This is a genomic window from Parabacteroides sp. AM58-2XD (assembly GCF_003463685.1).
In the GTDB taxonomy this organism is placed as follows: Bacteria; Bacteroidota; Bacteroidia; order Bacteroidales; family Tannerellaceae; genus Parabacteroides; species Parabacteroides segnis.
In genome coordinates, this window is sequence record NZ_QSDP01000065.1 from 21,268 (window position 1) to 34,613 (window position 13,346).

11 protein-coding genes and 1 tRNA gene are annotated in these 13,346 nt (G+C 42.9%); 8 read left to right on the top strand and 4 right to left on the bottom strand.

Annotated features, from left to right (window positions below):
* Nucleotides 1-6: 6 nt before the first annotated feature.
* The 4 genes from DXA15_RS15870 to DXA15_RS27655 all read left to right on the top strand — a co-directional run bounded on the left by DXA15_RS15870 (nucleotide 7) and on the right by DXA15_RS27655 (nucleotide 4,868).
* Entirely contained in the window at nucleotides 7-1,497 is a 1,491-nt protein-coding gene (locus tag DXA15_RS15870; RefSeq protein ID WP_128134653.1) for a RagB/SusD family nutrient uptake outer membrane protein, read from the top strand.
* Nucleotides 1,498-1,696: 199 nt separating this feature from the next.
* Entirely contained in the window at nucleotides 1,697-3,217 is a 1,521-nt protein-coding gene (locus tag DXA15_RS26715; protein ID WP_233567340.1) for a polysaccharide lyase family protein, read from the top strand.
* Nucleotides 3,202-3,987 carry a glycoside hydrolase domain-containing protein gene (locus tag DXA15_RS27650; RefSeq protein ID WP_255419968.1) on the top strand — a complete coding sequence of 262 codons (786 nt, stop codon included), beginning with the start codon at nucleotides 3,202-3,204 and terminating at the stop codon, nucleotides 3,985-3,987. The genes DXA15_RS26715 and DXA15_RS27650 overlap by 16 nt, the downstream gene beginning before the upstream one ends.
* 8 nt (nucleotides 3,988-3,995) lie before the next feature.
* Nucleotides 3,996-4,868 carry a glycoside hydrolase family 92 protein gene (locus DXA15_RS27655; protein WP_255419969.1) on the top strand — a complete coding sequence of 291 codons (873 nt, stop codon included), beginning with the start codon at nucleotides 3,996-3,998 and terminating at the stop codon, nucleotides 4,866-4,868.
* A gap of 98 nt (nucleotides 4,869-4,966) precedes the next feature.
* Here the strand turns inward: DXA15_RS27655 and ilvA are convergent, their stop codons facing one another.
* Nucleotides 4,967-6,166, bottom strand: coding sequence for a threonine ammonia-lyase (gene ilvA, locus DXA15_RS15880; RefSeq protein WP_009860208.1), 1,200 nt, complete (start codon nucleotides 6,164-6,166; stop codon nucleotides 4,967-4,969).
* 325 nt (nucleotides 6,167-6,491) lie between these two features.
* On the opposite strand from ilvA, the gene DXA15_RS15885 reads away from it, so the two are divergent.
* From DXA15_RS15885 to DXA15_RS15900, 4 genes are all read left to right on the top strand, one after another.
* Nucleotides 6,492-9,047 (top strand): DNA gyrase/topoisomerase IV subunit A, encoded by a 2,556-nt coding sequence (locus DXA15_RS15885; RefSeq protein ID WP_233567341.1) that lies wholly within the window; start codon nucleotides 6,492-6,494, stop codon nucleotides 9,045-9,047.
* Nucleotides 9,048-9,050: 3 nt separating this feature from the next.
* The gene (locus tag DXA15_RS15890) at nucleotides 9,051-9,920 is read left to right on the top strand and encodes a DUF3316 domain-containing protein (protein ID WP_128134654.1); all 870 of its coding nucleotides are present in this window, start codon (nucleotides 9,051-9,053) and stop codon (nucleotides 9,918-9,920) included.
* Between the two features lie 7 nt (nucleotides 9,921-9,927).
* Complete coding sequence (locus tag DXA15_RS15895; protein ID WP_128134655.1) at nucleotides 9,928-10,986, top strand: S41 family peptidase; 1,059 nt, start codon at nucleotides 9,928-9,930, stop codon at nucleotides 10,984-10,986.
* 34 nt (nucleotides 10,987-11,020) lie between these two features.
* Nucleotides 11,021-11,102: transfer RNA gene (locus DXA15_RS15900), tRNA-Leu, on the top strand.
* A 58-nt stretch (nucleotides 11,103-11,160) separates the two neighbouring features.
* Here DXA15_RS15900 and DXA15_RS15905 read toward each other — a convergent pair.
* The 3 genes from DXA15_RS15905 to DXA15_RS15915 form a co-directional block, all read right to left on the bottom strand.
* A complete protein-coding gene (locus DXA15_RS15905; protein WP_128134656.1) occupies nucleotides 11,161-11,811 on the bottom strand; it encodes a nucleotidyl transferase AbiEii/AbiGii toxin family protein in 651 nt (216 codons plus the stop codon).
* A complete protein-coding gene (locus DXA15_RS15910) occupies nucleotides 11,801-12,316 on the bottom strand; it encodes a helix-turn-helix domain-containing protein (RefSeq protein ID WP_121719534.1) in 516 nt (171 codons plus the stop codon). The genes DXA15_RS15905 and DXA15_RS15910 overlap by 11 nt, the downstream gene beginning before the upstream one ends.
* A 67-nt stretch (nucleotides 12,317-12,383) precedes the next feature.
* A complete protein-coding gene (locus tag DXA15_RS15915; RefSeq protein ID WP_128134657.1) occupies nucleotides 12,384-12,959 on the bottom strand; it encodes a GNAT family N-acetyltransferase in 576 nt (191 codons plus the stop codon).
* Nucleotides 12,960-13,346 lie beyond the last annotated feature (387 nt).

Genomic DNA, 13,346 nt, shown 5'->3' on the forward strand with positions numbered 1-13,346 from the left:
TAGATTATGAAGACTTATTTTAAAAATACAATATCATTGTTGGCTGTTTGTACTTTGGGGCTGACCTCTTGTTTGGATTTGGATCCTGTAGTGAATGACAAGATTATTCCGGAAAATTATTTTCAGAATGAAGATGATGCACGGGCCGCTGTTACGGCTATATATAATCCGTTTGTAGCAGGATGGGGCGGTAGTATATTCAGTGCCCATGTCGCCAGTTATTTTATGGAATCCAATCTGGTTACAGACGAAATGGGATTACAGCGGAACGACCTGGAGGTGGTGGAACGTTTCTTATGGTCCTCTACGGAGGGGAACGTGACGAAACATTATACTAACTTTATAAAACATGTCAGCAGGGTAACTCTTTTGATGGATGATCTGCAACGTACTCCGATGAATGAAACCCGTAAACAGGAGCTGATAGCGGAAGTACAGTGTGCTCGTGGCCAGTATATGTTTATGTTATATGATTTTTATGGAACGGCGGGAGTTGTAATGGACCCGGAAATATTACGTAATCCGGAGAATGAAGTGATCCTGGAACGCCTTCCCAAAGAAGAATTCGTTAGGTTGATAGAGAATGACCTGAAAAGTGCGGCTTCAGTATTGCCTTCGACTTACGCATCAAACGATTGGGGACGCTTTACTAAAGGAGCAGCTTATGCCATATTGGTGAAGTTGTATATGCAAGAAAAGCGTTGGCAGGAAGCAGAAGCCACTTGTCGAGAGATTTTGAAGCTGGGATATAGCTTACAGCCAAGTTATTCTTCCGTTTTCTCTGTTGAAAATGCTAAAAATAATGAAATCATATGGGCTATACCTTGTCTTTCAGAAGGGGGGGAAGGAAATATGTGGATGACGCACATTGCACCTCCGGGATATCCCCTGAAAAACGATAAAATACAACGTTGGTATGTTCATAACACTCCCTGGTGTTTTTATGATAAATATGAAAAGGGGGATGATCGCTTGAATTCTTTGGTTGGAGAGTTTAAATATTTGCCGGAAGGGGCTACGGATTCAGTGTTAGCGACTCGTGATAATTATCAATATCTTGAAAAGGGAGCTCTTCCTTTCAAATATCCTGAAGATCCGAAACAGACAACCGAATATTCAGGCAATGATGTGGTGGTTCATCGTTATTCGGATGTGTTACTGGAATTAGCCGAAGCTATCAATGAACAAAATGGACCTACACAGGAAGCTATTTCTTATGTGGAGCAGGTTCGTGTCCGGGTAGGCTTACCTAATTCAATACCAGCAGTAGCCACAGCTAGCAAAGATGCATTCCGTGATTTCATTTTAGATGAGAGAGGGAGAGAGTTATTTTGTGAAGGACATCGTCGCAGGGATTTGATACGTCATGGAAAACTGATTTCTACGGCTCATGAAGAAGGCTATACATCAGCACAACCACATATGGAATTATTCCCTATTCCACAAAATATCATAGATGAATCTCAGGGAAAAATAAAACAAAATCCGGGATACTGATTTATTGGAAGTAAAAAACAATAATAATCCATCAAATAGGCAACTATTTGCTATTTTTCAGTAGTGAAGGTTACTTTTATTTTGTAATTTAGAAACTGTTTTGAATTTACTGTTTGGTTTCCTTAATAGAAAGAATAGAACAAAAGATAAATTCAAAACAGTTTTTTTAGTTATTCAGATTGTAATTCTAATGATCGAAATGAAACATTTATTCTTATTTCTATTCTTGTTTTTATCGTCTTCCGGATTATATGCCGGGAATAAGGTCCTTTTTGAAATAGGCAAGCAGGATAATTCAGCTGCCGAGTTTGCTTTGTATCCCGATAACTATAATAGTTTTTTGGCTAATTTCGGAGGGGAGAAATCTTTTTATGTCGGTTATTCGTCGGCCGGTAAGCATTGGCCTTATGTTTTGCCGGGACCACTGGATAGCTGGGCTGGCGGCGGATATTGGGCCGGGTTCCATCCCCGCCATTTCCCTGCTGTGTTTTTTAATCTGGATAAGGTCTCTGCGCAGGGAGAATGTTTCCTGACTTTTTTCTTTACCGGGGCGCATAACAGCCATCCTGTGAAGATACGGGTAGAGATAAACGGTAACCGGTTTGAGGAGGAGTTGAACGGAGAAAACTCAGGAGAGTTACTTACGAATAAGGAGACCGGAAAGGCGAAAGAAATAAAAATACAGTTTCCTGCTGCGTGGCTTACTGCCGGGATGAATAAAATCCAGTTGGGAACAATTAAAGGAACCTGGGCGATTTTTGATTGTATCCGTTTGGAAGCACCGGCCGGCATCCGGCTGGGGAAAGCCTCTTCTTCCCTGATACGTTCTGTCAAAGCAGCTCCGTTCGAATACCGGAAAGAAAACGGGGAACGTATGCAACCGGTCCTGGTGGATATGAACCAGTTTGACCATTCCCGGGAACTGACGTTCCGGATAGAGGGATGCCAGCCGGTTTCGCGTGTGATTGAAACGGGCGAGAGTATCCAGGAGATATGGATGCCTGCTGCTAAGACCAATGACAAACAGGAAACTTTGCAGTTCACGATTCAGGATGGCAAGGAGATTGTTTATAAAGGAGAAATTACCCGTAGCCGGCAGCCTCTTCATTCTTATTCGGATGATGTCGACCTGCTGATGGGTACCGGTAATTCACGTTGGATGTTTAAACCCGGACCGAGTCTCCCGTTGAGTATGGTGCAGATCGCCCCTGATAACCAGGATGAGATATGGAAAGCCGGATATGAATATACGATTGAAAATATCATGGGCTTCAATCATTTCAGCGACTGGACCATGACCGGATTCCTGATGCAGCCTACCTGTGGGGAACTGAAAGTAAATCCCGGACGGGAGGATTTTCCCGATGAAGGTTATCGTTCGCGTATCGATAAGGCTTCCGAAAAAGCTGAAATAGGCAGATATTCCGTTTATATGACCGACACAAAGATTAAGGCGGAGATTACGGCAACGCGTCGTGCAGCCCTGCAACGGTATATTTTTCCGGCCAGGGAAGATGCCCGGATTCTGATCGATATGTTTACTCCCAACGAGTATCCGCATAATCTGGTGAATGCGCATATCACGAAAGTGAATGATACTGAGATAGAAGGATATGCGACTTATTACAATGCATTTACCGGTTATACGTTGGAGCAGAGTTATACGTTATATTTTGTCCTCAATTTAGTAAGCCTTTTGACTCGATGGGGGGATGGGTGAACGAAGGTGTTAAACCGGTAACCGGTTATATCCCTGGATGGAATAGGAATCACGAGTTTGAGACTCCTGCTGAAATAAAACAGAATATCACGCAGATAGACGGCAAAGGTGATGTCGGTATTTTCCTAAATTATAAGACGAAGGAGAATGAAGAGATTCTTGTCCGCTCGGGTGTTTCTCTGGTTGATATGGCTGGGGCACGGAATAACCTGAAACAGGAACTGGCTGATCCGTTTGGCTGGGATTTTGAGAAAGTCGTGGATAACGCTCGTTCTGTCTGGGACGAATATCTGGGCAGGATAGCGATTGAAACAGATGATTACCTGCAAAAGAAAAAATTCTATACGAATCTTTATCGTGCCCTGGCAGCTAAAGCAACTTGGAGCGATGCGGATGGTCGTTTTGTAGATGAAGACGAGCGGATCAGGCAGTTGGAGAAACCGGATGATTGTATTGTCAGTGGTGAATACTGGAATACATTTTGGAATAACCAGCAGTTGTTTAACTTGATTACCCCTGAAATATCCAGCCAATGGGCTCGTTCGGCTATTCAGTTATATCAGAATAGCGGATGGTTCAATACGGACCCTGCCGGAATCGAACATACCGGTGTTATGGTTGCCATGCATCCGATCTCTCAGATTCTGGGAGCCTGGCAAAGTGGTATACGTGACTTTGACCTGAATATCGCGTATGATGGTTTGAAAAAGATGATGACGACACCTCCTCAGAAATACGAGGCGGTGGAACTGTTGGTGTTGAGAATTTAGTTCCCTATATGGAATACGGATATATTCCGGCAGGAAAAGGTACCGTTTCCAATACGATGGAATATGCTTACGATGACTGGTGTCTGGGGCAAATGGCTAAAATACTGGGAAAGAAAGACGATTTTCATTTCTTCGACAAACGGTCTGACAGCTGGTATAACCTGTTTGATGCCGAGTCCGGTTTTATCCGTCCGAAAGATGAACATGGAAAATGGGTGGAACCTTTCGACCCGTATCATACTCCCGGATTTACGGAAGGGAATGCTTTCAACTATTCTTGGTTTGTCCCTCATAACCCGGAGAAGTTAATTCGTGAGGTTGGTAAGGAACGTTTTGTTGATCGATTGGATAAAGCGATGGAGCAGTCTGCTCATGCCAACTTTAATGCGGCAGGAGATAATTTCTCTGCATTCCCAATCAATCATGGGAATGAGACCTCTATGGAAGTGGCCTATCTTTTTAACTGGGCAGGCGTTCCCCATCTGACACAGAAATGGATACGGGCTATACAGGAACAGTATTACGGGACTACCCCTTATGACGCTTATCCGGGTGATGAGGATCTGGGGCAAATGAGTAGTTGGTTTGTTATGAGTGCCATTGGCCTGTTCCAGATGGAGGGAGGTTGTTCGGAAAAGCCTTTCTATGAACTGGCATCCCCCCGTTATCCGAAAATAACGATTCGCCTGGACGGTAAGTATGGTCGGGGAAAAACTTTTGTGATCGAAGCTCCCGGTGCATCCAAGGAAAATAAATACATTCAGTCGGTAACTTTGAACGGAAAGCCGGTGAATAATTTTAAAATATCACAGGAAGATGTCTTGAAAGGAGGAAAGCTCGTAGTAAAGATGGGAAAGGAAGCAAAGGTTTCACACCATTGATACAGTAGTACTGAAAGTAATAGCATAATAGTGTTAGGATGGCTGACACTATTATGCTATTACTTTACCACAGGCATGCTACTGATTGAGGATAATTATTATCCCGGAATAATCTTATACCCCGCTGCTGTCAGCGTATATTGTATCTGGTCGATATGTTCCTGGTTGCGTGTTTCCATTTCCAGACGTAGATAGCAGCCGTTGATGTCGGCGGTATGACTAACTCGTTCGTGATGGACGGATACCACATTGGCTCCGGTACGGGCAATAATTTCAGAAACATGCTGTAACTGTCCGGGCTTGTCGACCAGTTCGATCGTCATGGTGTAAGACCGGCCGGATTTCTGCAAACCGCGTCCGATAACGCGAGACAGGATCGTTACGTCGATATTTCCTCCCGATACCAGGCAGATCGCTTTTTTACCTTTTATGGGAACTTTATTGAACATGGCTGCCGCTACGGCTACTGCACCTGCTCCCTCGGCGATTAATTTGTGCTGTTCGATCAGGGCCAGGATAGCGGTTGAAATCTCATCGTCGTTGACTGTAACGATTTCATCCACATACTTTTTACAATATTCAAATGTATGTTCACCCGGTTCTTTTACGGCTATACCGTCGGCAATGGTACGGACGAATCCCATCCGTTCGATTTTATTGTGCTCGATGGAGTTCAGCATGCTTGGTGCACCACTGGCCTGTACGCCGTATATTTTTACATTCGGATTCAGATGTTTGATTGCAAAGGCGACGCCGGAGATAAGTCCCCCTCCGCCTATCGGAACGATTACGGCATCCAGGTCGGGTAACTGTTCCAACAATTCCAGTCCGATAGTCCCTTGTCCGGCAATAACGTCTTCGTCATCAAAAGGATGGACAAACGTATATCCTTTTTCATCTCTCAGCTTCAGGGCTTTCTGGTAAGCGTCGTCGTACACGCCTTCAACCAGGCAGACATCGGCACCGTACCATTTGGTTGCCTCGATCTTGGAGATCGGTGCATTGTCCGGCAGGCAGATCAGTGACTTGATGCCATGGGTGGTGGCAGCCAGGGCGACACCCTGTGCATGATTACCGGCAGAACAGGCTACGACGCCTTTGGCCTTCTCTTCTTCTGTCAGTTGGGCGATTTTGAAGCAGGCACCGCGGACTTTGAATGATCCAGTAATCTGTAAGTTTTCCGGTTTCAGATAGATATGAGAATCCGGATTGATGTTGGGCGCACTGATCAGGTCGGTGCGACGGATAACCGTTTTCAGGGCAAAAGATGCCTGATAAATCTTATCGAGTGTGAGCATTACGCTAAATTTTTGAGGAGACAAATATAGGGAGAATTCAGATATCTCACCGAAACAATAATGCTTTTTTATTATCTCGCCAATATTTCGTATATTTACACGCTGGAATTTACTTTCCGGCAGAGGCTGAAAAAGAAGATAGAGCACCATATAAGTATATGAAACCAGAGGATATTGAAGATTTCACAGAAGAAAACAAGAACGAGGAAATAGAACAGACAAATACAGACTCACAGGAAATGGTGGGCAATCTGATTCTACTACACATTCGGAATATAAAATACCCGGGAAGGGTGAAGGACGTATATCCTATCATCTGTCGGGGATGTACCAGGATTGGTTTTTGGATTATGCTTCGTACGTGATCCTGGAACGTGCAGTGCCGCATATCAATGACGGTCTGAAACCGGTGCAGCGTCGTATCTTGCACTCGATGAGGCGTTTGGATGACGGACGGTATAATAAGGTCGCCAATATCGTGGGGCATACCATGCAGTTTCACCCTCATGGAGATGCTTCTATTGGGGATGCGCTGGTACAGTTAGGACAGAAAGACTTGCTGATCGATTGCCAGGGAAACTGGGGGAATATCCTTACCGGTGACGGTGCCGCTGCTCCCCGTTATATCGAAGCACGTCTTTCCAAATTTGCTCTTGAAACAGTCTTTAATCCGAAGACTACCCTTTGGCAGCTATCTTATGATGGGCGTAATAAAGAACCGGTTACTTTGCCGGTGAAATTCCCTTTGCTGCTGGCCCAGGGAGTGGAAGGTATTGCTGTCGGTCTTTCTTCTAAAATACTTCCTCATAATTTTAACGAGTTACTGGATGCTTCGATAGCTTACCTGAAGGGGGAAGACTTCGCTTTATATCCTGATTTTCAGACAGGAGGTTATGTCGATGTCTCTAAATATAATGACGGTGAGCGCGGCGGTTCGGTAAAAGTCCGTGCTAAAATAACCAAGCTGGATAACAAGACATTGGTTATCAGCGAAATTCCATACGGAAGAACGACCTCTTCCGTGATCGAATCCATCTTGAAAGCAAACGACAAGGGAAAGATCAAGATCCGGAAAGTCGATGACAATACGGCGAAAGATGTAGAAATCCTGGTGCATCTGGCTCCGGGCGTATCGTCAGACAAAACGATCGATGCCTTGTATGCTTTTACAGATTGTGAGATCAGCATTTCGCCTAACTGTTGTGTGATCATGGACAACAAACCTCACTTCCTCAAAGTGAGCGACGTGTTGCGCCATTCGACAGACGATACGCTGCATCTGTTGCGTACTGAATTACAGATACAGAAAGCCGAGCAGGAAGAAACACTCTTCTTCGCTTCCCTCGAAAAGATATTTATTGAAGAACGTATTTATAAGGATGCAGAGTTTGAAAACTCGAAGGATATGGATGAGGCCGTGGCTCATATCGACCTGCGCCTGACTCCGTTCAAGCCTGATTTTATCCGTGAAGTAACCCGTGAAGATATCCTCAAGCTGATGGAGATCAAGATGGGACGTATCCTTAAATTCAACTCGGAAAAGAGCAATGCATTGATTGCCCAGATTCGCGAAGAGATCGAGCGTATCAATCATCATCTGGATAATATCGTAGACTATACGATCAACTGGTTTACCATGTTGAAGGAAAAATATGGCAAGAATTATCCGCGTATGACTGAAGTCCGCAACTTCGACACGATCGAAGCAACGAAGGTGGTGGAAGCAAACGAAAAGCTCTATATCAACCGTGCGGAAGGTTTCATGGGAATGAGCCTCAAGAAAGATGAATATGTTTGTAACTGTTCGGATATAGACGATATCATCCTGTTCTATCGTAACGGAACTTATAAGATAGTGAAGGTCAGCGATAAGATGTTTGTCGGGAAAGATGTTTTGTATGTGAATGTATTCAAACGTAACGATACCCGCACTATTTACAATGTTATTTACCGCGATGGAAAAGTCGGCTATAACTACATCAAACGCTTTGCCGTCACCGGTGTGACACGTGATAAGGAATATGACGTGACGAAAGGAACGGAGGGCTCGCGAGTATTATATTTCAGTGCGAACCCCAATGGGGAAGCTGAAACGGTTAAAGTGATCCTTAAACCGAAACCCCGCCAGAAACTGCTTGTGTTTGAAAAGGATTTCAGCGAGATCGCCATTAAGGGACGTGGCTCGATGGGAAATATCCTGACAAAGGCGGATGTGCATAAGATCAGCCTGAAACAGAAGGGTAGTTCTACGTTGGGAGGACGCCAGGTTTGGTTCGACTGGGACGTGCTGCGCCTGAACTATGACGGTCGCGGTGACGAACTGGGTGAATTCCAGAGCGATGACCTGATCCTGGTAGTTTTACGCAACGGCGATTTCTATACGACGAACTTTGATCTGAGCAATCACTACGACGACAATATACAGATTATAGAGAAATTCAACTCGAATAAAGTCTGGACGGCCGCTTTATATGATGCCGACCAGAAATATCCGTATCTGAAACGTTTCGTGTTGGAAGCCGGTAGCAAGAAACAGAACTTCCTGGGTGAGAATCCGAAGAGTCGCCTGATGTTGCTTACCGATGAGGTTTATCCTCGTATTGAGGTGGTATTCGGTGGTCATGACGCTTTCCGCGAGCCTCTTGTACTGGATGCGGAAGAGTTTATCGCAGTGAAAGGCTTCAAAGCGAAAGGCAAACGTATCTCTACCTTTGAGGTGGAAACAGTCAACGAGCTTGAACCAACCCGCTTCGCCCCTGCGGAACAGCCGGGAGATACGAGTGGAGAAGGTAATCCGGATAATGACGATACCGGGCAAACAGAGAGTGATTCGGATATTATAGACGAAATAACCGGGCAGATGAAGCTGTTTGATGAATAGCCTATGAAGACGTTGGCCTCTCTGATGATTTTGTCTTTTTGTCTGGTGTTTCCGCTTGCGGCCCAGACAGACAAAAATGTGGAAGATGAAATTCCGCGATCGGTCAATGAGGCGACGATGATAGGAATAGGCGGTTACAATGTAATGGATACCTACCTGACTCCCGGGATAGAAACGAAATATACGGGATGGGGTGTACGGATACAGAATGAACGGATGAAGATTGTCCGGCTGGCGGATTATAAGGTATCGCGCCAGCAGTTTCTTAATGTCGAGTTTGCATCTACCCGGAATGCTGCAGACGTGGCAACCGATTATGTGGGTTTTGTAGACTATTCGCTTGGATATCATTACCGCTTTACCAACCTGTTGCCGAATCTGAAAGTTCTGACAGGCCTTTCGGGTCGTTTGTCGGGTGGTTTTATTTATAATACTCGTAACACGAACAATCCGGCTTCGGGCAAGGCTGATCTGGATTTGAACTTCTCGGCAATGGGGATTTATGGTTTTAAGTTTGGAAATTATCCGGTGACTTTCCGTTACCAGATGGAAATACCGTTTGTCGGTGCCCTGTTTGCCATCCATAAAGGTCAACCTTATTATTATCTCAGCCAGGGAGACCGTAGCGGCGTGATAAAGTTCAGTTCGCTTCATAATAAGTTCGCCATGAGGAATTATTTTACCTTCGACTTTCCGATAGCAAATTTTACGGTGAGGGTCGGCTATCTGAACAGCATGTACCGGACAGATGTGAGCGGGATTAAGACGCATGTTTTATCTAATTCCTTTATGATCGGCCTGGTGAAGGAATTTTATTCCTTTGGAGGGAAGCGCCTGAAACAGAAGCATAAGTACAGCAGTGCCTACTATTGAAAGTGAAATGAAATTACGTATCCTATATTGTTTATTCCTGGCTGCTATCCTTCTTTCTGCTTGTGAGAAGGCGGATAAGTATAATCCGTCTCCCAGGGATAACTTTGAGGCGCTTTGGCGGATTCTGGATGAGAATTACTGTTTCTTCGAATTTAAAAATATCGATTGGGATGAGGTACATGACCGTTACAGCCTTCAGATCAACGATCAGATGAGCCAGTACGATCTGTTTGATGTATTGGGTAAAATGTTGGCGGAACTGAAGGACGGGCATACGAATCTGTTCTCTTCATTCGATGTGGCCCGTTACTGGGCCTGGTATGAGGATTATCCGGCTAATTTCGATTCGGACATACAGAAGAATTATCTGGGGACAGATTATAAAATTGCCGGTGGATTAAAATATAAATGTCTGTCTGATAACCAGGTGGGTTATGTTTACTATGGTAATTTCTCCAGTGGGGTAGGCGAAAGTAATCTGGATAATATGTTCCTGCATTTCAAAGACTGTAAAGGTATCATCTTTGACGTACGAAATAACGGGGGAGGTGCGATGTCAAATTCGGACCGGATCACCCAGCGTTTCCTGGAAGAAAAGATATTGACCGGCTATGTCATGTATAAAAAAGGGAATGGGCATAATGACTTTTCCACCCCTTATCCTTTATATCTTTCTCCGTCCGATCGGCTTCGCTGGCAGAAACCGGTTATCGTTTTGACGAACCGTCATTGTTATAGTGCCACGAATAATTTTGTGAGTACGATGCGTTTATTACCCCACGTAACGATTATGGGTGACCGCACCGGAGGTGGTAGCGGTTTCCCTTTTACAACGGAGTTACCCATAGGGTGGAGTGTCCGTTTTTCCGCTTGCCCGATCCTTGATGCAGATAAGAAACATACAGAGTTTGGCATTGACCCGGATCAGGAAGTGGCTATGACCAAAGAAGATATGCAGAAAGGAAAAGACACTATTATAGAAGCTGCTATCTCACGCCTTTTGTCCGGCTCAGAACTGTCAGAGCCTGATATAAATAAAATCTCTCCCGAAATACTTGCAGATTAATAAAAAAGATTTACCTTTGCACCGCAAACCAAATGCGGCTGTGGTGTAATTGGTAGCCACGCCAGACTTAGGATCTGGTGCTTCACGGCGTGGGGGTTCGAGTCCCTTCAGCCGCACAAAATGCAAAATCCTTCTAAGATGTTCTTAGAGGGATTTTTTGTTTTATGCAGGTTGTTAGGTTTGTTTTAGCCAATCAATGAAATCTAATTTTATCAGTTGCCAGTTCTTCTTTTTTAAGCATTTGGGATTGGGGTCGGAATCTGCAATATCAAAATTAGTGAAACCTTGAATAATTTCTTCTTTCGTATGATTGTAAGGAAAACGTTCTACATATAAGTTTAACATTTCAGTTATCGAATACGTATTATGTAATTCGTGAATATCCCAAAAGTCTTTTTTTCGTCCACCATGTCCGATGACATCTAGCTTCATGGCTATAATATCCTCAAAAGACGTTAGACGTATATTATCAATGACTTTTGCAGGACGAATAAAAGGATCTGTATAAAATAGATCGAGTTTGACAGAATCGTCAACAGAGTCACCTATTATATAGGAACATCCGAAACCAACAATTTCACCACAATCTCCGTTACAGTATGCAAACTGAGTTCTTAGCCAGTCTTGAATAACCCTAAAATCAATAGAATCATACTCGTAATCAGTAAATAAATCTATATCATCAGAGATACGGTGTCCTAACTGTAAACTCAATGATGTTCCACCTACAAGCTGGAAGGGGTGAAAAAGGTCATTAGACATTAATTGTGTCAATACCTTTTTTAGTAATGGCGTTACTGTTTGATATTTGAGTTTAGTTGGCATAATTCAGATATTTTTGAATGTTAGATTTTAGATTAACTGCATACTTATTATTTAAGTCCAGCAACGACAGGATTGTGTCTTTACCATAGAAACGAATTGTTTCAAGTATTTCTTTTTCATTTCCCCGTTCAAAAATACGATTAATGATATACCGTTTATTGGTGTTCCAATCTAATTTATCAAAGTCTGTATCCCAAAACAAGATCTTACGATATATAGAAAGATCAGGATGATATGATTGAGCTTCTTTCTTCTTTTCCAATTCAATATCATAATAAACTTGTAAAGTCATTAGTAATCCTTCGTCTAAATGGAGTGATCTCTCGATCTTTAGAGACAAAGGTATGTTCATATTTCTTCGTCCCTTAATGATGGCACTTAACGTTTGAGGATGAACTCCTATGGACTCTGCAAATGCACCACTTCTTAATTGACGATTTCGTAACTCCCTGCTTAAAAATAAGCCAGGGTGAACACCTTTCAATATTTCTAATTGATCTTTCATATCACTACAAAAATAAACAAATTTGTTTAGAAATACAATATGTGGATATTTATTTAGCTCCCCCTACTCAATTACCCCAATCCTTATTGAGCATGGCATAAATTATATCGTCTACCCATTCATCACGAAGGAAATAACTTTCTTTGAAATGAGCTTCTTTTCTGAATCCCAGTCGTTCGATAAGTCGGATAGAGGCGGTGTTTCTTGGATCAATAGATGCTACAATACGATGTTTCTTTAGGGTTGTGAAAAAATAGTTTACCATTGCCGTTAATGCTTCGGTGGCATATCCTTTGCCTTGAAAAGTTTTATTCAACGTACAACCGACCTCTACCTGCATTCTTTCGTGTCCTGTGAAGATTATTCCCAAATCTCCGATCAGACGGTTTTCATTCTTGGTAAGAATGGCAAATTGAAAGCATACGTCGGCTATATCTATAGTCGCCGGCATATTGGTTATATAATTACGAACTTCCTCCACAGATTCGGGGAACCAGCCTTGATATTGGTTTTCAACAGTATCAGAGCGGTAAGCGTATATTTTTTCCGCATCATCCGGGTTTGCTAACCGTATAATCAACCTGTCGGTCAGAATATTGCCGATAGTAGTACCGGCTTTATCGACGTTTTGGGATTCAATCATATGTATTTTCTTTTTATTTGATTTAAGAGTTCATTGTGGCAATTGTATTTCTAAGAATACAATTTTTACTCATCTCCAAAGATAGTAAATATTTGGAAAACATCTGTTTTATCCTTTAATGCAATGTGTTAAAGTGGAATATTGCGTGAAATGATAAGATGACAACACGAACTTTTGAAGTGAATTTATAGAATTTGACAAAATGAGGAAATATTGCTTTTCTTTTGAATAAAAAGATTTTATTATAGCCCTTTTGGTAACTTGTGTGTTCTGTCAAATTAGTGTTATAGAAGATCGTTGAATACAATATTTAACAAACCCCTTTAGGTATATGACTTTTGCAATTCGTTTAAAAGGAATTTACATCTCTAACGAGTTTTTTCGTTT